Source organism: Vibrio viridaestus, from assembly GCF_003856525.1.
Taxonomy (GTDB): domain Bacteria; phylum Pseudomonadota; class Gammaproteobacteria; order Enterobacterales; family Vibrionaceae; genus Vibrio; species Vibrio viridaestus.
On the sequence record NZ_RJVQ01000003.1, the window covers coordinates 205,762 to 228,090 of the forward strand.

Annotated in this window: 21 protein-coding genes and 1 tRNA gene; 14 read left to right on the top strand and 8 right to left on the bottom strand. The window is 41.9% G+C overall.

Annotated features, from left to right (window positions below):
• From EES38_RS08525 to nadA, 6 genes are all read left to right on the top strand, one after another.
• Nucleotides 1-444: an ExbD/TolR family protein gene (locus EES38_RS08525; RefSeq protein WP_124936763.1), complete on the top strand. Its 444-nt coding sequence runs from the start codon at nt 1-3 to the stop codon at nt 442-444.
• A gap of 13 nt (nt 445-457) precedes the next feature.
• Nucleotides 458-1,537, top strand: coding sequence for a cell envelope integrity protein TolA (gene tolA, locus EES38_RS08530; protein ID WP_124936764.1), 1,080 nt, complete (start codon nt 458-460; stop codon nt 1,535-1,537).
• Nucleotides 1,538-1,555: 18 nt separating this feature from the next.
• A complete protein-coding gene (gene tolB, locus EES38_RS08535; protein WP_124936765.1) occupies nt 1,556-2,911 on the top strand; it encodes a Tol-Pal system beta propeller repeat protein TolB in 1,356 nt (451 codons plus the stop codon).
• Nucleotides 2,912-2,944: 33 nt separating this feature from the next.
• Nucleotides 2,945-3,463 (top strand): peptidoglycan-associated lipoprotein Pal, encoded by a 519-nt coding sequence (gene pal / locus EES38_RS08540; RefSeq protein WP_124936766.1) that lies wholly within the window; start codon nt 2,945-2,947, stop codon nt 3,461-3,463.
• 20 nt (nt 3,464-3,483) lie between these two features.
• Entirely contained in the window at nt 3,484-4,251 is a 768-nt protein-coding gene (ybgF, locus tag EES38_RS08545) for a tol-pal system protein YbgF (RefSeq protein ID WP_124936767.1), read from the top strand.
• A 150-nt stretch (nt 4,252-4,401) separates the two neighbouring features.
• On the top strand, nt 4,402-5,463 hold the full coding sequence (nadA, locus tag EES38_RS08550) for a quinolinate synthase NadA (RefSeq protein ID WP_124936768.1): 1,062 nt from the start codon (nt 4,402-4,404) through the stop codon (nt 5,461-5,463).
• Nucleotides 5,464-5,497: 34 nt separating this feature from the next.
• On the opposite strand, the gene EES38_RS08555 is transcribed toward nadA, so the two are convergent.
• Entirely contained in the window at nt 5,498-6,058 is a 561-nt protein-coding gene (locus EES38_RS08555) for a UPF0149 family protein (RefSeq protein WP_124937186.1), read from the bottom strand.
• Between the two features lie 168 nt (nt 6,059-6,226).
• Here EES38_RS08555 and EES38_RS08560 point away from each other — a divergent pair, with 168 nt between their 5' ends.
• The 4 genes from EES38_RS08560 (at nt 6,227) to EES38_RS08575 (ending at nt 10,112) form a co-directional block, all read left to right on the top strand.
• Nucleotides 6,227-8,653 carry a hybrid sensor histidine kinase/response regulator gene (locus tag EES38_RS08560; protein WP_243694171.1) on the top strand — a complete coding sequence of 809 codons (2,427 nt, stop codon included), beginning with the start codon at nt 6,227-6,229 and terminating at the stop codon, nt 8,651-8,653.
• 241 nt (nt 8,654-8,894) lie between these two features.
• Nucleotides 8,895-9,344 carry an L-alanine exporter AlaE gene (locus EES38_RS08565; RefSeq protein WP_124936769.1) on the top strand — a complete coding sequence of 150 codons (450 nt, stop codon included), beginning with the start codon at nt 8,895-8,897 and terminating at the stop codon, nt 9,342-9,344.
• A 131-nt stretch (nt 9,345-9,475) separates the two neighbouring features.
• A tRNA-Ser gene (locus EES38_RS08570) sits at nt 9,476-9,563 on the top strand.
• 312 nt (nt 9,564-9,875) lie between these two features.
• Nucleotides 9,876-10,112, top strand: coding sequence for an Arm DNA-binding domain-containing protein (locus EES38_RS08575; protein WP_124936770.1), 237 nt, complete (start codon nt 9,876-9,878; stop codon nt 10,110-10,112).
• Nucleotides 10,113-10,332: 220 nt separating this feature from the next.
• Here the strand turns inward: EES38_RS08575 and EES38_RS08580 are convergent, their stop codons facing one another.
• A complete protein-coding gene (locus EES38_RS08580) occupies nt 10,333-10,500 on the bottom strand; it encodes a DUF4223 family protein (protein ID WP_124936771.1) in 168 nt (55 codons plus the stop codon).
• Nucleotides 10,501-11,605: 1,105 nt separating this feature from the next.
• On the opposite strand from EES38_RS08580, the gene EES38_RS08585 reads away from it, so the two are divergent.
• The gene (locus tag EES38_RS08585) at nt 11,606-12,514 is read left to right on the top strand and encodes a LysR family transcriptional regulator ArgP (RefSeq protein ID WP_124936772.1); all 909 of its coding nucleotides are present in this window, start codon (nt 11,606-11,608) and stop codon (nt 12,512-12,514) included.
• A gap of 64 nt (nt 12,515-12,578) precedes the next feature.
• Here EES38_RS08585 and EES38_RS08590 read toward each other — a convergent pair whose 3' ends face one another.
• Nucleotides 12,579-13,346: a DUF2076 domain-containing protein gene (locus EES38_RS08590; protein ID WP_208020418.1), complete on the bottom strand. Its 768-nt coding sequence runs from the start codon at nt 13,344-13,346 to the stop codon at nt 12,579-12,581.
• Between the two features lie 430 nt (nt 13,347-13,776).
• Between EES38_RS08590 and EES38_RS08595 the strand changes: the two genes are divergently transcribed.
• On the top strand, nt 13,777-14,892 hold the full coding sequence (locus EES38_RS08595) for a 4-hydroxybutyrate dehydrogenase (RefSeq protein WP_124936773.1): 1,116 nt from the start codon (nt 13,777-13,779) through the stop codon (nt 14,890-14,892).
• Between the two features lie 35 nt (nt 14,893-14,927).
• Here EES38_RS08595 and hutG read toward each other — a convergent pair whose 3' ends face one another.
• Entirely contained in the window at nt 14,928-15,719 is a 792-nt protein-coding gene (gene hutG / locus EES38_RS08600; RefSeq protein ID WP_124936774.1) for an N-formylglutamate deformylase, read from the bottom strand.
• Nucleotides 15,720-15,805: 86 nt separating this feature from the next.
• On the opposite strand from hutG, the gene EES38_RS08605 reads away from it, so the two are divergent.
• Nucleotides 15,806-17,161, top strand: a complete 1,356-nt coding sequence (locus EES38_RS08605; RefSeq protein ID WP_124936775.1) for a formimidoylglutamate deiminase — start codon at nt 15,806-15,808, stop codon at nt 17,159-17,161.
• Nucleotides 17,162-17,173: 12 nt separating this feature from the next.
• Here the strand turns inward: EES38_RS08605 and hutC are convergent, their stop codons facing one another.
• On the bottom strand, nt 17,174-17,935 hold the full coding sequence (gene hutC, locus EES38_RS08610; RefSeq protein WP_124936776.1) for a histidine utilization transcriptional repressor HutC: 762 nt from the start codon (nt 17,933-17,935) through the stop codon (nt 17,174-17,176).
• Nucleotides 17,936-18,107: 172 nt separating this feature from the next.
• Here hutC and EES38_RS08615 point away from each other — a divergent pair, with 172 nt between their 5' ends.
• Nucleotides 18,108-19,244 (top strand): alpha-hydroxy acid oxidase, encoded by a 1,137-nt coding sequence (locus EES38_RS08615; protein WP_124936777.1) that lies wholly within the window; start codon nt 18,108-18,110, stop codon nt 19,242-19,244.
• Nucleotides 19,245-19,285: 41 nt separating this feature from the next.
• On the opposite strand, the gene EES38_RS08620 is transcribed toward EES38_RS08615, so the two are convergent.
• Genes EES38_RS08620 through EES38_RS08630 form a run of 3 tightly spaced genes read right to left on the bottom strand, consistent with a single transcriptional unit; the run spans nt 19,286 to nt 22,329 of the window.
• Nucleotides 19,286-20,041, bottom strand: a complete 756-nt coding sequence (locus EES38_RS08620) for an SDR family NAD(P)-dependent oxidoreductase (protein WP_124936778.1) — start codon at nt 20,039-20,041, stop codon at nt 19,286-19,288.
• 13 nt (nt 20,042-20,054) lie between these two features.
• Entirely contained in the window at nt 20,055-21,020 is a 966-nt protein-coding gene (locus EES38_RS08625; protein WP_124936779.1) for a zinc-dependent alcohol dehydrogenase, read from the bottom strand.
• Between the two features lie 10 nt (nt 21,021-21,030).
• A complete protein-coding gene (locus EES38_RS08630; RefSeq protein ID WP_124936780.1) occupies nt 21,031-22,329 on the bottom strand; it encodes a hypothetical protein in 1,299 nt (432 codons plus the stop codon).

Below are 22,329 nucleotides of genomic sequence, written 5' to 3' on the forward strand. Positions count from 1 at the left end.
ATGTCTGGTTATCAACCAAAAAAGAGGAAGATGACAGCAGAAATTAACGTTGTTCCTTATATCGACGTTATGTTGGTGTTGTTGATCATCTTTATGGTGACATCGCCGTTTATCACGCAGGGGGTAGATGTTGACCTACCTAAAACTGAAACTGCGAAACCAGCATCAGAGTTGGCTGAAGAGGGCGATGGTGGCTTTATCATTGTTGAAATTACAAAAGATGGCAGCCTAGGCGTTAGTCTAAACAACGATCCATTTAAGCGAGGGCTTTCATTACAGGACGCAATCGTGATGGTGAAAGCTGAGTTATCGCTTCATCCTAAATCACCAGTCGCTGTAGGAGGGGATTCAGCTACTCCTTATGCGGATGTCGTTCAAGTATTGGATCAATTAAGTCAGGCCGGTATACCTAAAGTTGGCTTATTAACAGAAATTCGGGAGTAGGCCTGTATTTCATATGAAGTTAAAAAAGAAAGGACTTAACAATTTAGGCAAGCCAATTATCATTTCTTTGGTATTGCATATCGTATTAATTGGTGCGCTGATTTTCGGTGGATATTTTTCTGACGATAAACCTCAACCTTCGGGCAGTATGGTTCAGGCTGTTGTGATTGATCCTGATGCAATTCACAAGCAGGCTGAACAGATTAAGTCGCAAAGACAAGCGGCTGCAAAAGAAGAACAGGACCGGCTAGATAAGCTTCGCCAAGAAAGCGAACGTCTTGAAGCAAACCGTAAAGCAGAAGAAGAGCGAATTCGGCAGCTCAAAGAACAGCAGGCCAAAGAAGAGCAGGCAGCTCGTGAAGCTGAGCATGCTCGAATTGAACAACAAAAGCAACGTGAGGCAGAAGTAGCCAAAGCCGCTGCAGAGAAGAAAGCTCGTGAAGAGCAGGCAGCGAAAAAGGCTGAGCAGGAACGTTTAGCCAAAGAAAAGGCAGCAAAGGCAGAGCAAGAGAAAATAGCTCGAGAGAAAGCTGCTGCAGAAAAGGCGGCAAAAGAAAAAGCGGCCAAACAAGCTGCAGAGAAAGCTCAGCGTGAAAAAGCCGCAAAAGAAGCCGCTGCAAAGGCAGAGCAAGCAAAAATAGCGAAGGAAAAGGCGGCGAAGGCAGCCGCTGAAAAAGCGCGTAAAGAGCAGGAAAGATTAAAGCGGCTTGCTCAGGAGAAAAAGGAACGTGAAGACGCTCTCAGCGATATTTTCGATGGTTTAGAGAGTGAAAACCAAAAAATCAATAGTGCTCGTGGACAGTATGTCGCCAGCGAAGTTGATAAATACGGTGCGATTTACAAACAGTTGATTCAGCAAAATCTGCGTATCGAAGATTCGTTTAAGGGAAGAACGTGTAAAGTAAATCTTAAACTGATCCCTACCGGAACTGGTGGGATTGTTGGCGGGGTGAGTGTATTAGACGGTGATAGTTCGGTCTGTGCGGCGACTAAGCGTGCGATCGCTCAGGTAGATACCTTCCCAATGCCAAAAGATGATCCAGATGTTGTTGCTAAGTTAAAAAATATTAATTTGATGGTAGTACCGGAATAAGAATTGAAGGAAGAAATCGTGTTAAAACGTATTATTCTAAGTTGTGTGCTTTTAATCTCGTTGGTGGCTCAGTCTGCGAACGCTGCGCTAGAGCTGGTGATTACTGATGGTATCAATTCAGCGCGCCCTATAGCGATCGTGCCGTTTCAGTGGAAGGGTAGTCAGGCTCTTCCAGAGGATATATCTTCAGTTGTTGCTTCAGATTTGCAACGAAGTGGAAAATTTAGTCCTGTACCTACTGATAAAATGCCACAAACGCCGTATTCTGAGTCAGACGTAAAATTTGCTGATTGGACGAAGTTAGGTGTTGATTCATTACTAACAGGTACGATTGAGCAGAATCCTCAAGGCGATTATGTCATCCGCTACCAATTAGTTGATTTGATTAAAGGACAATTTAATCAGACGGGTAGTCAGCAATCTTTAACATCAGATGGGCAATTAGTTCCATCAAAAGATCATCTGCTACTGAATAACGTTGCGACGGTTCCCGCAAGTCGGATGAGAGAGTACGCTCACAGAATATCTGACCTCGTTTATGAGAAGCTAACGGGCGAAAGAGGGGCTTTTTTGACTCGTATCGCGTACGTCGTCGTTAACGAGCAAGAACAATACCCGTATCAATTAAGAATTGCAGATTATGATGGTTACAATGAAAGGTTGGTTTTAAGTTCTAGACAGCCAATCATGTCGCCGGACTGGTCTCCAGACGGACGCAAGCTTGCGTATGTTAGTTTCCAGAATGGCAAAGCCGAAATCTATATCATGGATATATATTCCGGTAAAAGAGAGAAAATTTCCTCTTATCCTCGACATAATGGAGCTCCGAAATTCAGTCCAGACGGTAAGAAATTAGCGATGGTTCTGTCTAAATCAGGCTCACTGAATATTTACGTTATGGACTTGGCGACGAAGAAATTAACAACAGTGACGAACGATAGATCGAATAACACTGAACCATTTTGGTATCCAGATGGAAAATCTTTAATATTTACATCGGATCGGGGTGGTAAACCGCAGATTTATAAAGTAGATTTATCTACGGGTCAGACAAAACGTCTTACTTGGAAAGGGTCTCAAAACCTAGGTGGACAATTAACGCCAGACGGTCGCTTTTTGGTAATGGTAAACAAGAGTGATTCAGGCTTTAATTTGGCTAAACAGGACTTAGAAACCGGATCTTTGCAAATTTTAACAAAGACTTTGCTTGATGAGTCTCCAAGTATAGCGCCTAATGGTGGTATGGTTATCTACAGTTCGATTTACAACAAAACCAATGTTTTATCGATGGTTTCCATCGACGGACGGTTTAAAGCCAGGTTACCCGAAACCAATGGACGCGTCGTCGCGCCAGCGTGGTCACCGTTTTTATAATTAAACAATTAATAAAAAGTAAGGAAAAACAAGATGCAAGTAAACAAGGTTCTTAAAGGGCTACTGATTGCGCTTCCAGTATTGGCAATGACTGCATGTAGTTCAAGTGATGATGCTGTGAAGTCTTCTGGTGCGGAAACTAACCAAACTTCATCTGCGTCAACTGTTTCTTCTCCAATGTCTTCATACGGACAACTAACAGAGCAAGAACTAAAAGACAAAGTAATGCAAGAGCAAACAGTGTTCTTCGCATTCGATAACTCTACTATTTCTTCTGATTATCAAGATATGCTTTCAGCACACGCAGCATATCTTACTAGCCACCCAAGCATTACTGTGACTATTGAAGGTCATGCTGATGAACGTGGTACTCCAGAATACAACATCGCGCTAGGCGAACGTCGTGCTGAAGCAGTTCAAAAATACCTTCAGGCTTTAGGTGTTCAAGCTAGCCAAATGTCTATCGTAAGCTACGGTGAAGAAAAACCACTAGTTCGTGAACACAACGAATCAGCTTACTCTAAAAACCGTCGTGCAGTAATCGTATACTAATTACTACTGGGTTTTTTGATATGTATAGTAACTTCAAGCGATTAACCGCGTTTGTGTTACTTGCCAGTGCAGCGAGCTCAGTGCTCGCTGCACCTGCTCCAGTCACAGATATTGATTCTTCTTCATCGAGCAATTCCAGCTCCCAGCCGGAAACTGCGCTACAACGACTCGAAAGACTTCTTCGTAATCAGAACCATGTTCAGCTGCAGATGCAGCAACAATTGGATGATATGACTGGAGAAATCCAAAACCTCCGTGGTCAGGTAGAGCGTAATTCGCACGACGTATCTCAAATCCTAGATCGTCAAAAAGAGCTTTTCGTTGAACTGGATAAATTACGCCAGCAACAGTCAGCTCCGAAGGCAGAAGTCACACCGACACCAGATGACACTGGGGACAGCAGTAACTACGTGGCAAGTGGTACAGAACAGCAGGCTTATCAGGATGCAGTCGATCTCATTCTAAAAAAACGTGATTACAGCGGAGCGATAGCTGCGTTTAATAAGTTTAGAGAAGACTATCCAGACTCCACATTTACGCCTAATGCGTACTATTGGCTCGGGCAGTTATACTTTGCGCAAAAGGATAATGCGAAAGCGATCAGTAGTTTCGAATCTGTGTTAACGTTTAAATCTTCTAATAAAAGAGCAGATGCTTTAGTTAAGCTCGGTGATTTAGAAGAACGAAATAATAATGCAGAGAAAGCGCAAGCGTATTATAAACAGGCTGTAAAAGAGTATCCGAATAGTGCATCAGCCAAAACGGCTAAGAGTAAACTAGCTAATTAGTTTCACTCTTTGTAAATTATGGGAGAAATAGTATTCTCCCTTCATTCTATCTATTCAAATTCATTGGTTTTCAATCTCCACTTTGGTTCTAGGTCCATTCAGAGTACAATGATCGGATTTATAATATCGGAAGTTGCATAGAGCAGAGCAATGAGCCACATTCTTGATCAAATCGAAACTGTATATCCTTTTCCCCCAAAGCCGATTCCTCTTAGTGATGATGAAAAGGCGGCTTATAAAGCAAGTATAAAGTCGTTATTAATCAAACAGGATGCGGTTTTAATTGCACACTATTACACTGACCCAGAAATCCAGGCGCTAGCCGAGGAGACGGGGGGATTTGTTGGTGATTCTTTGGAGATGGCGAAGTTCGGTAATCAGCACCCCGCTAAAACGCTTTTGATTGCAGGTGTTCGTTTTATGGGTGAATCAGCAAAAATTTTGACTCCCGAGAAGCGAATTCTAATGCCAACCTTAGATGCAGAATGTTCACTTGACTTAGGTTGCCCTGTCGATAAGTTTACTGAATTTTGCGATACACACCCTGACCATACTGTTGTGGTCTATGCTAATACGTCCGCGGCTGTAAAAGCTCGCGCTGACTGGGTTGTGACGTCAAGTATTGCTCTTGAAATTGTGGAACACCTTGATTCTGAAGGCCGTAAAATTATTTGGGGACCAGACAGACACTTGGGTTCCTATATTCAGCATAAAACTGGTGCAGATATGCTCCTTTGGCAAGGCGAGTGTGTTGTTCATGATGAATTTTCTGCTGCATCATTGAAGAAAATCAAATCGCTCTATCCAGATGCAGCAATTCTGGTACACCCAGAATCGCCATCCAGTGTTGTAGAGTTGGCTGATGCGGTAGGTTCAACTAGTCAATTGATTAAAGCGGCAAAAGCGCTCCCCAACAAACAGTTGGTTGTCGCAACTGATAGAGGCATTTTCTATAAAATGCAGCAACTGGTACCAGAGAAAGAGCTAATTGAGGCACCAACAGCTGGAGCTGGGGCAACGTGCAGAAGTTGTGCTCACTGTCCTTGGATGGCTATGAATGGGTTAAAAGCAATTGAAAATGCGTTAACTTCGGGTGGACGAGAGCATGAAATATTTGTCGATGAGGACGTTCGTGTAAAATCACTGATTCCTCTAAACCGGATGCTTAAATTTGCTGAAGAGCTGAACCTTAAAGTAAAAGGTAATGCCTAATTGGAAAAGCGCTGAGCTTAGCTCAGCGCTTTTTTTATTCTGCTTGTTCACCTTTCTTCGCCAGTCCGACTAGCATTTGGGGCACTGCATCATAGATTTCCTCAAATTGGTCAAGTCCTTCTATGCCGTGTTCCGTGAGTGTCGTCATCGCCGTATCTGGATCGAATAGCATAGAAATAGATAACAGAAACCCGCCAAGTAAAGCGCCATCTTCAGTCTCTTCAGGCATGATAACATTCCAGTCATCAGCAGTTAATTGCCAGCCCTGGAGTATACCTTCACATAGATCCCGCACTGGTACTGAGACAATCTCATCTTCATCAAGGACAAAACCTTCAGGCCAGTTCCAACTACCATCAAGAACGGCTGAACGATGCCCATTCCACATCGCAACAATGATATCAATATACTGTTCTAGCATTTCTCCATCAGTAAAAGGAGCCTGCTCAGTGCCACCCCATAAATAAGGGAGCCACTCTGTTGGTGGTAGCAGGTTGGGTGCAACTGCTAAAGCTGTCAGAAAGCCGTGTGTTTTAGCTTCGTTTAACACCGATTCCTCATTGTGTGTTGTGGTAATAAATTCACTTAATGTCATTGTGTTTTGAGTCAAAACAAAGCACCTGTTATTCATACGATTAGCAATATGGTATTGGAATTAGACTGCGTACACTAGGAAAATTCGTTATAAATGTTGCTATTTGCTTAATTATGGGCAAAAAATTACCTATCACATCTTTCTAATTTAGGTTTCGAACTGTTGTATATGAATAGGACTTCACTCAAACAAAAAACGCTAATGGTATTGGTCATATACTCATTTGTTTTTATCACGGTTATTGGAGTGTTGGCCTATCAAATTATTAGAGTCCCTTTAGGTGAAGAACTAAGACAAAACCTCGATACCAGGGCTGAATTACTTTCAACAAAGATTTCAGAGCCGCTAGACAGTGCGCTGAGCATTCTCAGAGCGATATCGAGTGTTGGTGAGACTGATTTATCGCAGAGCCAACAGGAAGTCATGCTCAAGAATTTATTCGGCAGTATAGACGGAGAAGTCGTCAGTGGTGGTTTGTGGCCCGTTCCTGAAGAGATAAGCGGTGATAAACAATACAATAGTATGTTTTTCAATCGTTCAGTTGACGGTCAAGTTGATCAAATTTTTTCTTGGAATAACAAACAAAATGGGGGATACGACAAAGAAATCTGGTACACATCTGTTGTTGATAAGCCCAAAACCACAGTATCTTGGTCGCCAGTGTACATCGATACTTACACTCATGTTCAGATGATAACCGCGTCGGCACCTTATTATATCAATGGCTCTTTCGCTGGAGTGGCAACCGTTGACTTATCTCTGAATCGATTAGTCGAATTTATTACAAAACACGCTGAACGCACAGGGTTAGGTGTGTCTCTTAAAGATCAAGATGGCAATATTATTACCTCTCATAATTTTCGTGTCAGAGACGGGAGCTATATTAGTAGCGAAACCTTTGGTAAATTTGATTGGTACATTCAAATTGTAAATGCCGATCGACTCGTTTCTGATGAGATATTCGGTATTGTGACAGAAATTGAACTGTGGTTAATTCCGCTTTTGTTTGGTGGGATGTTGCTAGGGTACTACTTCATCAGTCATCATGTTATTTCTCCTATCGTCAGTTTGTCTCAAAAGGTCCAGGAATCTAAACAGGGTGGATTAATCGATCTTCCGTTTCGTGGCAAGGATGAATTACGTTATCTGGTTGAGGCATTTAACGAAAAAACGATCTATTTAGAAGAAGAAAAGCTAAAAGCACAAGCCTCGACGGAAGCAAAAAGTGCTTTTCTTGCAACGTTGTCACATGAGATCAGAACCCCCATGAACGGTATCCTGGGTAATGCACAAATACTTCTAAAAAGTAATCTTAATAATCAGCAGACCCAGCAATTAAAGCAATTATACGATTCGGGTCAACATATGATGACGTTACTCAACGAGATATTAGATTTTTCAAAAATTGAAAAAGGTCAGTTCCGTCTCGATATTCATTTATTCAGCTTTTCGCAAATCCAAAGCGCAGTCGAAAATATTTATCGCAATCTTTGTAAAGAAAAAGGGTTGAGCCTCACAATAACCTCGGATATTGCAGAGGAACAATGTTACGAGTCGGACATATCTCGCATAAAGCAGGTTGTTTTTAACTTAATGAGTAATGCGGTTAAATTTACACATCAAGGATCGATACAGGTACATTTTTCAGAGAGAGAGACGCAGGGAGATATATTTCTTTATATCAGTGTATCTGATTCAGGTATAGGCGTACCTAAAAATGCTCAGGGGCTTATATTCGAACCGTTTCAACAGGCGGAATCTAGTACTACTAGACGATTCGGTGGTACAGGTTTAGGGCTCTCGATTGTAAAAAGTATTTGTGACTTAATGGATGGAAATATCACTCTTACCAGTGAGGTAGACAAAGGGACTACTTTTGAAGTCCTGCTTAAAGTGAATAAGCCAGCGAAGCTGGAAAAACCTTCACTCAAAAGCGAACTGCAAGAGTTGCCTGATTGTCATCATCTTTGTGCGCTAATCGTTGAAGATAACAGAACGAATGCCATTATCTTAAAAACGTTTTTATCCAGTATGGGGTTTACTTGCCTAACTGCGGCTAATGGTTTAGAGGCGATGTCAGAACTCAAGCAAACACGAATTGATTTAGTCATGATGGACAACCACATGCCAGTAATGGATGGGATTGTGTGTATCCGAGCCATTCGTGATTCCCGGGAAAGTTTTAAAGACGTATTAATAATTGGCTGCACTGCCGACATACAAGAAGACGCTAAGAAAGATATGATAGCGGCGGGCGGAGACGATATTATTTTTAAGCCGGTAGAAGAAGCCCAATTGAAATCTCTATTGATTAAGCATAAAGAGAGACTCTTTCGTTACGATGCTTTATCTGAAGAGCTGCAATCGATGGAATCGCTATTAGTAGGGTTTTGTATGGCGGTCGAAAATAAAGATGTTCGAGCAGCGTTGACACACGCGAACAGTATTAGAGATCTATTAGAGTCGTTTGATGATATCCCCAGTGAAACGATGGACATCGTTGAGAATTTTATTCAAATGCTATCTCGAGAACAGCTCCCTGATAAAGATCGTATGGACCAATTTACCGTGTTACTCAGTCAATTTTGCCTATGATAATTTACGTCTTAGATACCGCTATTTATCAAATGAAACAACTTGATAACATGCCAGTTATGCATGCTAATTTCATTTCATTTTTTAGCTGTTTATTCATGAAATTGTTTTAACTTTGGTGAGTAAATCTAAAAATACTATGTTCTAATTCCCATAAATTCTAGTTATTAAATCGCATTGTAGTTTGATTAACTAGAAATAATAAAAATATATAGTGATTTATATTGAGGAATTAGAATGTATGAAAATCAAAGGTACTTTCAATATTAGAAATGCTATCGCAGACACTTTTGCTATGGTCGTTTTTTGCTTTGTATTTGGTATGTTAATTGAGATTTTTGTTTCAGGTATGACTTTTGAACAATCTCTTGCATCACGAATGCTCTCGATTCCCGTCAATATTGTTATAGCTTGGCCTTATGGTTTCTTTAGAGACTTCATTTTAAAACTCGGTAGCCGACTTTCTTCGGGAAAACTCATGAAAAACGTAAGTGACCTCGTTGCTTATGTCTTATTCCAGTCACCGGTGTATGCTGCGATACTTTTTACTGTCGGCGCATCATCTGAGCAAATTTTGACCGCCGTATCAAGTAATGCAGCAATCTCATGTGCGATGGGTGTGGTATATGGGTACTTTCTTGATACATGCCGTCGTTGGTTTCGTGTTCCTGGTTATGCACCTGCCGTGTGATATATTTTTAACCAAAGTTGTTAATATATCGTCAATCAAACCGTTTAGACGCGATTTTTTTAGATTTGTACTTGACCAAGTTGAATAGAATCATTAAATTAGCGGCTCATTGAACGACACGTTCAATATACGGTGAGTTGTCCGAGTGGCTGAAGGAGCACGCCTGGAAAGTGTGTATACGGCAACGTATCGAGAGTTCGAATCTCTCACTCACCGCCACATTCAAGTCCGTAGACGTTCGTCTGCGGACTTTTTTCTTTCTAAGTCCCTGATTTTCAATTAATTACTGTCCGCCACTGTTCGTTCCCGTTTGCGCCTATCCGTCCATTTGTGTATGCCAAAACGTATGCCTAATATTATGGCTCTGATTTGGCATACACTTTTGATGTTGTCTTGAGTTAATGAATTAGCTGCGTTTAGCAAAATAAATAATCATAAAAGCAAGTATTATCAATGAATTATCACCGAAAGTGTATAACGTGAAATTTACCCGTTTTTATTAAAAATCGGCATACACTTAAGGGCTGATTTATGGCTGGGAAACTATATAAACTCTCTGCTCGTGAGGTCTCAAGCGCTAAGGCAAAATTGAAACCATACCGGATATCTGATGGTGGCGGTCTTTATCTTTATATCCGTAAAAATGGCAATAAAAGCTGGGAGTTTCGTTATGCGAAGCCTACAGATTCTAAAAAGACATTTATAGGGATTGGAACATTTCCCGATATAACGCTAGCAGAAGTCAGTTTTAAACTCACAAGTATTTGACAGAATAACTAAAGCTAAAGTGCTTAACGCATAGCTAAGTTTATCATTGAGTTTTCTAGAAATGGTGCTTTGACTTAAGGTATTGCGATATCGTAATTCGAATAGACTATAGCTTGCCTGAGAGAGGAGGTCACAGCAAGTGTGACTAAATTGTTTTTTTCAGGGGGGAGGAAATTAATAATGAACACCTATTAGAAAGGTGTTCATTATTTCTGTGATATTACTTGTTTGTATTATCACATGCGCCAATTGCATTAGGAATTGAGATCGCTGGAATCAATAAGTAATCTGTTGAGCAGCTTCTGTCTTCGTTATAAGTTGTTCCTGTGCAGCCTGCTAACACAGCTAGAGCCATACCGATAATCGCTAGTTTAGAGAAAGATTTCATTTTGATTGTCCGTTTAGATTAATAAGAAGCGGCATTATTGGATAAAACGTTCTGAGAGTACAGATTATTTAGCTAAATAATTAAAATCAATAGGAATTTGTCGCATATTTAAAACACAAGAATCTTAAAAATGGACAATTTAAATTTATTTATCAGTTGTGTTGATTGTTATTAAAAAATATGTTCTTTAGATTTGTTATTGTTGTTTTTATCAATATTTCTGCTTTGACTATATTTTATGCAGCATGTGATTCTCACATTATTCACTGGCTTTTAAATTTAATTCCAACATTCATTCCGTTTTTTTATCTATTTATGGAGGTATTTAGTCAAGTTCATTGTTAGTTATAAGCAATTATTTGAAAATGAATCAACGGTTGTAGTGAAATGATTAGTAAGTGTGTGGGAGCAAATAAAGCCGTTAGCTGTTAACGTTTACCTACTTGTGTAGCATGATTGAGATTCAGTAGACGAACCACCGAAAATAGTAGATTTATCTAACCAAAATTATGAATATGCTTTAGTCGATTAATTGGTGATGATGAATGAAAAGTATTTTTTTATGTTCACACCGAGAATGCGATTTACATAAATACTTTGTATCTAGCAATGAGCATTTTGATAGCGGTTCCTATTTCGATTGTGACTTCACTTTATTTAGTTAAAAGTACGAGCGATTCATGCCTGATATATTCTTTTTTGCACTGTTTGCTGATAGAGCTAAAGTTACCAAGGCAATTATGGTCTTATGTTTGGTCCAGTTTGCCGTTATATGTTGCTGCCTTTTATCATGGGGAGTAGCACTCTTTACAGGTGGACTTTACGATTATATTACGAGTCATTTTCAGATATCTATCCAAGCTTGTGCCGTTGTTTTTCTTCAACCTTATTTAATTGCTCATTACCTGCAGTTTTATGTCATAAATCAGTCTAATAAAAATAATTCTAATCAAATCAGAGTGCATTAGTTAGTTTGATTCTAGCATTGTATGCCTTTTTTCCCTTGAGAGTTCAGGTGGGGGAGATAGTTAAATGTATCATTATCATCTTTTAAGAAATACTTTATACTTTGCTATAAATTAAGAAAGTTTAATGTCGGTACGTTATGAGTTTGTTATCGCCTCAGGTTGTCGCATTTATTGCGGTTATTGAAGAAACCAGTTTTGAGAGAGCGGCGAAGCGGCTGTCTGTGACACCATCGGCCATTTCTCAGCGTATTAAACAGCTTGAGGACCGTGTTGGTCAGTTGTTGGTGGTTCGGACGTCCCCTTGCAAAGCAACACCAGCTGGGGAATTATTACTTAGTCGCGTAAAACCCATGTCTCTTCTCGAAGCCGAAGTGTTGGAAGATTTTATGCCTGATGAGCTTGAATCGACGCACGCGAAAATGTTCTCTATTGCCGTTAATGAAGATTCTCTTTCCTCATGGTTGTTACCGTCGTTATCGCAACTCTACAAAGGCTACGGTCACCGGTTTGATATCCGCGTGGATAATGAAGATTTTACTCTTAATCATCTAAGAAATGGTGAGGTCATTGGTGCTCTCACATCGGAGAAGAAAGCACTACAAGGATGTGAAGTCCATCCGTTAGGCAGTATGCGTTACTGTGCTATTGCTTCTCCCGATATCTACGAACGTTATTTCAAGCAAGGTCTAACCGCAGAGGCCTTTGAGCAAGCGCCAACGTTGGACTATGACCATAAAGATTACTTACAAAAACGCTTCGTCAAGATGATAACTAAACAAGACGTTGTGCCTAATAACGTGCATTACCTGCCCACCTCTATTGGATTGGTTGAAGCAGCAAAATTGGGGATGGGGTGGTGTGTGACGACGGAAGGGTTGCTTGGTGATGCGATAGAAAGCAAGCAACTGATTAATATTGCGCCAGACATATCTCTATTCGAACCGCTATATTGGCAACATGCTGGGGTACGTTCGCGAGTACTTAAGCAAATAACGAACTCATTTATTTCAGCGTCCTCATCAGTGTTATATTCAGACAAAGTTTAATATTGGCAGGGCGTTAATAATGCCCTGCCTGATTGTCTACCAGATACACTGTGTTGCTGATAGTTTAGCTCCAGTCGTCAAAGTCATCAAAGCCACCATCACCTCCGCCGAAGAATCCGCCATCGGTGTTGTCTGAGTCACCCGCGAATGGCGAATCGGTGAAGCTGTTATCAAACCCGCTACTCTGATCATTGGGGTCGACGTCCGAATTCGCATAGCTATCGTTTAGAAAATCCGCGTCGTTATCATTGTTGTCTGTGAAATTTGTATCCGCATTACTCCCCATGTCCTGCATAGGCTCTTCATTAATGATATTCACAATTTCTTCAGGATGATGATGACTAAACATATCCATCATTAAATTGCCAAGAACAACCCCGCCAGCGACTCCGGCAGCTGTTTGTAATGCGCCACCTAAAAAACTGCTACCACGGTTATAACCGCCATAGCCTCGGTTCGCTGCGTTGCTATATTGGTTGCCAGCTTGACCATAGTTAGGTTGACCATTCGAATTCTGGAATGTGTTTCTGTTCGAGGTGTTTGAGCTACTTTGATTATTACCACCGAATAGATCAGAGAAGAAGCCACCCGATGATTTTTGGTTTTGTTCGGTTTGTTGTTGTAGTGCTTCGATTTTCGCGTTGAGCTGCTTAATCGTTGCCTCCTGCATGATCATCGTCTGTGCCATGTAATACGGTGCTGCCGGATGGGCGACAAGATGCTTCTCGATAAGAGATTGAGCTGCGTTGTCTCGTACAGGGTTGTTCTTCTCTGCCTGTTCTAGGCGTTCGAATAAACCATCGATAATGTTTTGTGTCTTGTTATCCATCATTTTGACCTCTGCGATATTTCAAGGACGGCTATTGATATTAGTCTGGGTTGATGTGATGAAGTTCAAGGTTTTTTATTTGTTGAGGTATTTTTTGACCTTAATTTTACTTAAGTTCCGTGCTAGTCGTGCCTGCTGGGAGAAATGGTAATTAGGATAGTGCCAATGCCACATATTCTGTTGAAGCTAGAGGTTAATTATAGAGAATTTTATGCGTAATAACGTCTAACTGGGAAATACATCACTTTTAAGTACAGTTTGTGTGGTTATTATAGGCGTAAAATTAATCAGGTCAGTTACTGCTTAATTTATAACAATAATATCTAGGGAATGGAGTAAAGGAAGATTATTCATAAAGGTGAATTGCGTTAGCAAATGCTCATGTATGTTGGTGTCATAACCAATAAGTCTTACTGAGTTACATAGGGAAATTATGAAACTAATTAAAATTCAACCTACGATTCACAAATTTGAGGCGTTCTCTGAGTTTGCCACTGAGTTTAACCTAAGCAGCACAGACGTCATCGTAGTTAACGATTCTATTTTCAATAAGTTTATTAAACAGCTTAATCTCAATAGCATATTTATCTCTCCTAAGAAATATGGCAAGGGTGAGCCTTCTGACGAAATCATTGATAGTGTGATTAAAGAAGCTGCTCAGTACCAATATCAAAGAGTCATTGCTATCGGTGGTGGCGCTGTAATGGATATTGCGAAATTTTTGGTATTGGATGGTATTAGTGAATGTTTGGATGTTTTTGAGAATCGGACCTCATTTAAAAAGATTCGTGAACTTATCGCTATTCCTACAACCTGTGGAACCGGTAGTGAAGTGACGGCCATTTCAGTGGCGGAGATTAAGTCCAAAGGGACCAAAATGGGGACTGCAATACCCGAATTCCTGCCTGATCACGCAGTTATGATTCCCCAGTTACTTAAAGACATGCCATACAAAGTATTTGCGTTTAGCACTCTGGATGCTTTGGTTCATGCCTCTGAATCTTACGTTTCTCCTAACTCGAATGCTTATACAGAACTGTTTGCTGAAAAAGCGATTACACTTATTCTTCAAGGTTATTTAACGCTAAAGGAAAAAGGTAAAGAGTATTATTCTGAAATCATTGAAGATTTTTTGATTGGCAGTAATTATGCAGGAATTGCGTTTGGCAATACTGGTGTTGGAGCAGTTCATGCCTTAGCTTACCCATTAGGGGCTAATTACCATGTCGCTCATGGAGAGTGTAATTATGAATTCTTCACTCCCGTGTTCAAACTTTATAATGAGAAAGCGCCTGAAGGTAAAATCAGTCAGTTTAATGCGTTGATCGCTTCGATTCTGAACGTCGAAAAGAGCGATGTGTATGCTGTGATGGATGAATTATTTGATTTTATCTGGGAGAAACAGAAACTGAATACCTTTGGTATGAACGAAAGCGAAACCGTTGAGTTTGCCGAAGGGGTTGCGGTTAAGCAGGTACGTTTGTTAGCTAACAACTATGTTCCCCTCTCAGTAGATGAACTGGCTAGTGTCTATAAAGAAACATACTAATTATTATACGCCCCCGACATGGGGGCTGTTTACCGTTAATAGAGCGTAGTAATAGTAGAATAGTATTGAGTAACGATGTCTTCTAATACAGTGATTAGGTGTGACGCTTTGTCTTCGCGCCATTCAAACGGTGGTTTCTCATCCATGTAATTGATTTGTGCGAGTTCAAGCTGTAGTGCATGAATATGTTGGTCTGGCTGTCCGTAGGCACGGGTAATATAGCCACCTTTAAATCGACCATTGATAACCCAGGTGTAGTCGGTTTTCTCAAGTATCGTTTGCAGCGTTTTTTCTACTGAAGGCGAGCAACTCTGGCCTGAGTTGGTGCCCAAATTAAGGTCGGGAAGCTGGCCGTCAAATAGTCTGGGAATGTTAGAAGCAATCGAATGAGCGTCGAACAGGACTGCATAGCCGAATTCCGCCTTTAACTGCATCAGAACGTCTTGTAGCTTCTTATGATATGGGTGCCACACTTGCTCTAGACACATGGAGCGATGTTCTTGATTGGGCTCTTTACCTTTTTGGTAGGTTTCCACACCATTAAATAAGGTCGAAGGAAACAGGCCTGTTGTTGCGGTTGTGTAGAGTGGTTGATCATCAGCTGGGCGATTTAAGTCGACAACAAAGCGAGAGTAGTCAGCGACAATCATATGTGCGCCCATATCCAGCGCAAATTGATACAGTTTTTCGACATGCCAATCGGTATCAGGAAGGTGTTTTGCACTGTCCGTTAATCCCGCTGCGACCTCTTCTGTCAGTTGTGTACCTGCGTGAGGGATACTGATAAGTAATGGAATCGAGCCTGGAATATAGTGATACGAATTCATGACAATTCTCCTCCTGATGAGTATTGCATATTTGTATAGCTGTAGTATAAATATGTATATACAAATTAGCAGGGAACGCAAAAAATATGAAGCGCTTTTTTATGCACAATGCCTTTATTCAGGATCGCTGGCAAAAAGATGTGATCATTGACCTTGATGAACAAGGGGTAATTCGTCAGGTAAGTGCTAATAATACTTTCGATGTTAATGCGACTGAAATTAAAGGGCTCGTTTTGCCTTCCATGTCCAATTTACATTCCCATGCCTTTCAGCGAGCGATGGCAGGTTTAGCGGAAGTCGCAGGTGACCCACAGGACAGTTTCTGGACCTGGCGTGAACAAATGTATCATCTGGTTGAGCGGCTTAGCCCAGAGCAGGTAAAGACGATAGCCAGTTATCTTTATATCGATATGCTGAAAGGGGGATACACTCAGGTCGCCGAATTTAACTATCTTCATCATGACCAAAGTGGTACTGCGTATGAAAGTGATGATATGTCAGTCGCCCTTCGTGATGCTGCTCTTCAAGCGGGTATCGGGCAGACTCTACTTCCTGTTCTTTATACCTACAGTGGTTTTGGCGATCTTCCCGCTCAGCCATTACAAAAGCGCTTTATTCAAACCACGGATCAATACATAGCCCAGTGCCAGGCTTTGTGTAAATCAGAACAAGGATTATTAACTACGGGGATTTGTTTTCATTCCTTACGCGCTGTGAATATCGATCAGATTAAACAGGTACTTGCTCGGTTAAGTGATAATGCTCCCGTTCATATTCATATTTCTGAGCAGATGAAAGAAGTGAATGATTGTCTCAGTTGGTCCGGAAAACGTCCGGTTGAATACCTGTACGACAATATCTCAGTAGATAAACGTTGGTGTTTGATTCATGCAACACATCTCAATGATAGCGAAGTTAGCCGCATAGCAGATAGCGGTGCTATTGCCGGAATTTGTACAACGACAGAAGCGAATCTGGGCGATGGGATTTTTCCTGCAACGGATTTTATTCAGCAAGGCGGTCTCTGGGGCGTGGGTTCAGATAGCCACGTATCCTTAAACGCCATGGAGGAGCTACGTTGGCTTGAGTATGGTCAGCGGTTAGTGCAACAGAAGCGCAATCGAATGGTCACTGACAGTCAGAAATCGGTCGGTGAATTGTTGTGGATACAGGCTGCAAAAGGCGGAGCGCAAGCATGTGGTGTTGATTTGGGTTGCTTGGATGTGGGTTATCGAGCGGATTGGCTCGAACTTAAAAGCGATGAATGGTTAACGAATTTACCTTCAGAACAATGGATAAATCGCTGGCTATTCGGCGGTGATAAAACACAGATTGAGAGTGTTTATGTGGCGGGAAAACGTGTGATTCACCAAGGTTCCCATCAGGCAGAAAAGCGTATAAAAGAAGAGTTTGCCGCCGTCATGGCTCAGCTAAGCCATTAAGCCGTCCTTCAATTAACTATGGTGACCACCTTTAAAGTGACCCAGTAACTTATATCGAGAACCTGGGTACAGCAACTTCGAGTAGGTCACTATTTTGTTATCGCTCCATGTTTGACGACGAATGAGTAAACATGGTTCGAATTCATCAATATCGAGGTAAGAACGCTGACGATTGGTCGGCATAACGGCTTCTACAATATGTTCCCCAGCAGTCAGGGGGGCAATTTTCATCAGGTAAGTGTATGGAGTTTGGTTTTTATAATCTTGGTTAAGATAGTCAGGAGCCATCTTAGGATTGACCAGACGTTCTTCCAGTTGAACCGGAATATCATTCTCATAGTGGATGATATGAGAATAAAAGATTTTATCACCGGTACTTAAGCCCAGAACTGCCGCTTGTTCTGGGTCTGCACTGACTTCGGCAAGAGATAGTAACTTACTTGTGTGCGAGTGACCGCGCTGAGCGATTTCTTCCGCGATGTTATGAACCTCAAGCATTGCGGTGTAGCCTTTTATTTCGGCGACAAACGTACCAACACCTTGCATTCTCATGAGATAGCCTTCGGTAGTTAGCTCTCGTAACGCTCTATTGATCGTCATACGACTGACACCCAGTTCGTTAACAAAATCGCTTTCGGATGGAATCTTTTGGTTATGCTGCCATGCACCACTCGTGATCTGGTGGACAATCGCATCTTTGACACGCTGGTAAATTGGTGCTGGATTTCCTTCCATTGTAATCGCCAGATGTTTTGCGAGCGGTTTATCAGCCATTGACGTGGATCCTCATTGATATTGTTATAAATCTTATCTTAACGCGAAATAGTTTTAGATGTATATACATGTTAGGTGTAATATGATGATTTAGACAAAGATGTACTCATATGTTGATGAATTTGAGCGCAAATTGTCTGTTATTTAAGTGGTGCATGTAAAAGGACGGTACATGAATTTAAATTCCGAAGATTATCGCCGCAAGGCTCGATGGATTCTCCCCAAATTTGCTTTTGATTATGTTGATGGTGGTGCAGAGACGGAGTCTGCCATGGCCAGCAATCGTAATGTTTTCTCTAAATGGGGTTTTATCCCTTCTGTTTTGGTCGATTGCGATAAGCGAGACACCTCAGTCACTTGGTTTGACCAAACTTTTTCAGCACCTTTCGCCGTCGCGCCGACGGGCTATAATGGCATGTTGTGCAATAAAGCAGATGAACATTTAGCACTTGCTGCTGCGAGTAAAAATATTCCTTATATCCAAAGTACGGTCTCGACCAGCTCAATAGAGGACATTGGTCAGCATAAACTGTCCAATCATTGGTTTCAGCTCTATGTATTAAGAGATAGAAAGGTCACAGAGAACCTTTTGGATAGAGCACGTGCCCAAGGCTGTTCAACATTGGTTGTTTCCGCAGATGCAGTGTATTTTGGTAATCGAGAACGAGATAAAAGACACTATGCAAAACCTTTCCAATTATCGTTAAAAAGCTATTTTAATATTGCGATGCACCCTTGGTGGGTGAGTAAAGTGATTGTTCCGCAAGGTGTCCCTGGATTTGGGAATTTGGTGCCTTACTTACCGAAGGAGTATCAAAAAGGGGTGGGGGCTGCCGCCTATTTTGCTGAACAAATGGACCCTACCCTAGATTGGGAAACGCTGAAATGGGTAAGAGAGCTTTGGCCGGGTAAGTTGGTTGTAAAAGGTATTATGAATCGAGCAGATGCGAAACGTGCGGTAGAAACTGGCTGTGATGGTATCGTTTTATCCAATCATGGTGGGCGTCAGCTTGATTATACGGTTAGCCCAGTGGATATGTTGGCCGATATTCGCGACGAAGTCGGTAATGATATGTTGCTGTGGGTTGATAGTGGCTTTCGTCGAGGTACGGATATCGTTAAAGCGATTGCACTTGGCGCCAATGGTGTTTTGATCGGCCGCCCATTCCTGTATGCGTTGGCCGTCGAACGGCAACAAGGTGCGGAGAAGATGATGACACTGTTACAGCAAGAAGTCGATCGAACAATGGCTCAATTAGGTTGTAAGACTATCAGCGATATTCATTCGTCGTTATTGCACAAGATGTAGAAAAACAGGAGGTGTGAACCTCCTGTTTTTCTCAGAATGGATTAAATGGCGGCTAGGTAGCCACCGTCAACGTAAATCACCTGACCAGTAATGTACTTTGACGCATCAGAGGCGAGGAAAATAGCTGTTCCGACCAAATCCTCTAATTCCCCAAAGCGTTGCTGAGGGATTTTTTCGAGCATCGATTGGCACCATGACTTATTTTCATAGAAAACTTCGGTCATCTCAGTTTGGAAGTAACCAGGACCAATACCATTGACTCGGATTCCTTTGGGAGCCCACTCAGTACTAAGAGCTCTAGTCATCCCCAATACGCCTGATTTTGAAGAACCGTAGGGAACCGCGCCAGGTACACCCACTTCACTGGTGAGTGAGCATAGGTTGATAATGACTCCACGTCCGGTAGGAAGCATTTTTTTGGCCGCAGCTTGAGAGCAGAAGAAAGCACCTTTTAGGTTTGTACCAATAATGGTGTCCCATATTTCCTCTGTGAGTTCGAGAGATGGGCAGACGTGTTCAGTACCTGCATTATTAATCAGCACATCAATTGAGGCTACTTTTTGAAACGCCTGCTCAATACTAGACTGGCTGGTTACGTCGACAACAAGAGTGCTTACTGATCCTGCAACGTCGCCAATACTTGCTTGGGCAACGTCGAGAGTCTTTTGAGAGCGGCCTGCAATAATGACGTTTGCTCCTGCCCCTGCAACACCTTTTGCCAAAGCAAGGCCAATACCTCGGCTTGCCCCTGTGATTAAGATTGTTTTACCGGTGATAGAGAAAAGTGAAGAATCCATAAATAACTCCGGCTTAAGGTTGTACGACGGCTTTGAGGTAAGGAACCTGTTGCGACGTCAGTATCTGATAGGTTTCACCAATATTGTCCAATGCAATTGGTGCAGAAATGAGCTTTTCGAGTTTAGGCGCTAATCGTTCAAGAAAATCGATGATTTGATGTTGTTCATTCTGAAATACACTACACCCGATAAGCTGAATTTCCTTCTCGACGATAGATAAAATATCAATTTCCTTATTCGCATGGGGTAAGCCAACTAGAGCGACTTTTCCGCCAGCCTGAATATTCGAGATAATTTCGTTGATAACAGCTGGAACACCGGTAGCATCGACAGCGCAGTGGTAGCGTTCAACAGTGTCCAAATCAATTATATCAGACAGCAGTTGCTTACGGTCTGAATTTGGCTCTTCAAGATCAATACGACATTGATAAAGTTCTTGAAGTAGTAGGGCTGTTAATCCGCCAATGGTACCACCCCCATAAACCTTAACCGCATCACCCCGTTCAGGACTGAGTTGGTTCACTACGCGTAACGCGACACCTAGTGGTTCACTCAGAACAGCAATAGAAGGCGCGACATTCGTTGGTACTTTTATCAGTGATTTCTCATCGATTGTGACAAATTGGGCGAAACCGCCATTGCAGACTTCGCCAACAAAGCCGAGTGACTCGCAGTGATTGAACTGATGTGCTTCACAAGCCGGGCACTGACCACAATAAGCCCGAGAATCCGCAACAACCTGGTCGCCGATAGCAAAATTTTCAACATTTGAACCAATATCGGTAATGGTTCCACAAAATTCATGACCGGGTGTGACGGGTACGGAAGCAAGCCACTGACCTGTCTTGAAATTATGGAGGTCAGACCCACAGATTCCGGCTGCGGTCACTTTTACTCTAACACTGTTATCTTTGAGTTCATCTTCTGCGATATCTTCTATACGAATATCACCTATACCGTAAAGTCTCGCTGCCTTCATATTCTCTTCCTTAAGATATTAGTAATTCATCAACCCAGGCACTAAGACCTTCTTGCGATGGATTAGCCAGACTAACCGCAACCGCAAAACCAAGGGGGGAGCTGTAAGGGGTATGGTTACTTAATCCATCAGCGCGTAAATCCATTACGAGCGTTGGACAGCAAAATAAACCCAGACGAATAATCTCTTGCCAATTAGATGGTAGTGCCTTGCAATCATCGAGATGACGGATGAGTGGCTGCCAATAATTGCGTATTTTCGAGTCTAAAAATGCCTGACGTAATTGGGTCAATGTCCAATCATGCTTGACGTAAATCGTATTATTTTCAGTGTGGAACTGAACTGAAACATGGTAATTCTTTTCAACCAGATTGGGTTCATATAGCCAGTACGGATGGGCGAATATGTTATGAAACGTTGCTTTTACTTCAGCAAGCAGCGCTGGAATATGTTCGCCGGCGAAGGCTGGGTCAAACATAGACAATTTGGGTACATCACCATTCTCGTACCATACGTTTGCGTTGTGGGCATCACCATGTGCCGTCACGGCGCCGTGATCTGCCAGATGACTTGGTTTAAGTGTATTGGCTGATTGGGTAAACAATTCTTCAATGGAATAAGGGTAATTAACCCCGTTAATGCACCATTTCGCTTGCGAAAAGTTTTCCCAGTCAAGTGTTGTGTCGCCCAGTTGAAAGATTTTACCAACGTAAAACTTATTAACTCTACCACCTAGGCCATCAGGGTGTTGCCCGTCAACTAAGCGGCGATAGAAAAGCTGATGAATCGCTTCAGATTCGACTTCATTTTCTGTAACGGGCTTATAAGACTCAAGCGTTTTAGTTAGGGTTAATTTATCCAACTCAATTTGAGCGTTCACAATCGGGTCTATCGTCTGATAGGCCGCTTCAGATTCGACTTTTCGACATACATCAGCAAGACGCTTATCATCGCGCTGGCGATAGAGAAGAATTTGTCTACCGGGCTCTTTACAGGCGAAAACGGGCACATCAACAGGAAATCCATAGCGCTTCAGCAGTTCTGCGCGATAGTATTCTTCGATAGATTGTTCTTCACCTTCTTCATGATGGTATTTGAAGAAATAATCACTTCCGTCACTTACTGAAACCAAGCCATTCAATGAGTTAAGACTGTATTGGTCACGGTTTATGGTCAAAGTGGTGACGCTCGCACCGGTAATTTCACCGATGAGAGCAATCAACTTCTTCTGAGCACCATCCCAATCGCCGCTTTTACTTAAAACATGGGCCTGAGCCGCGAGAGGTTCTTTGTGAATGGTGTCAGACAT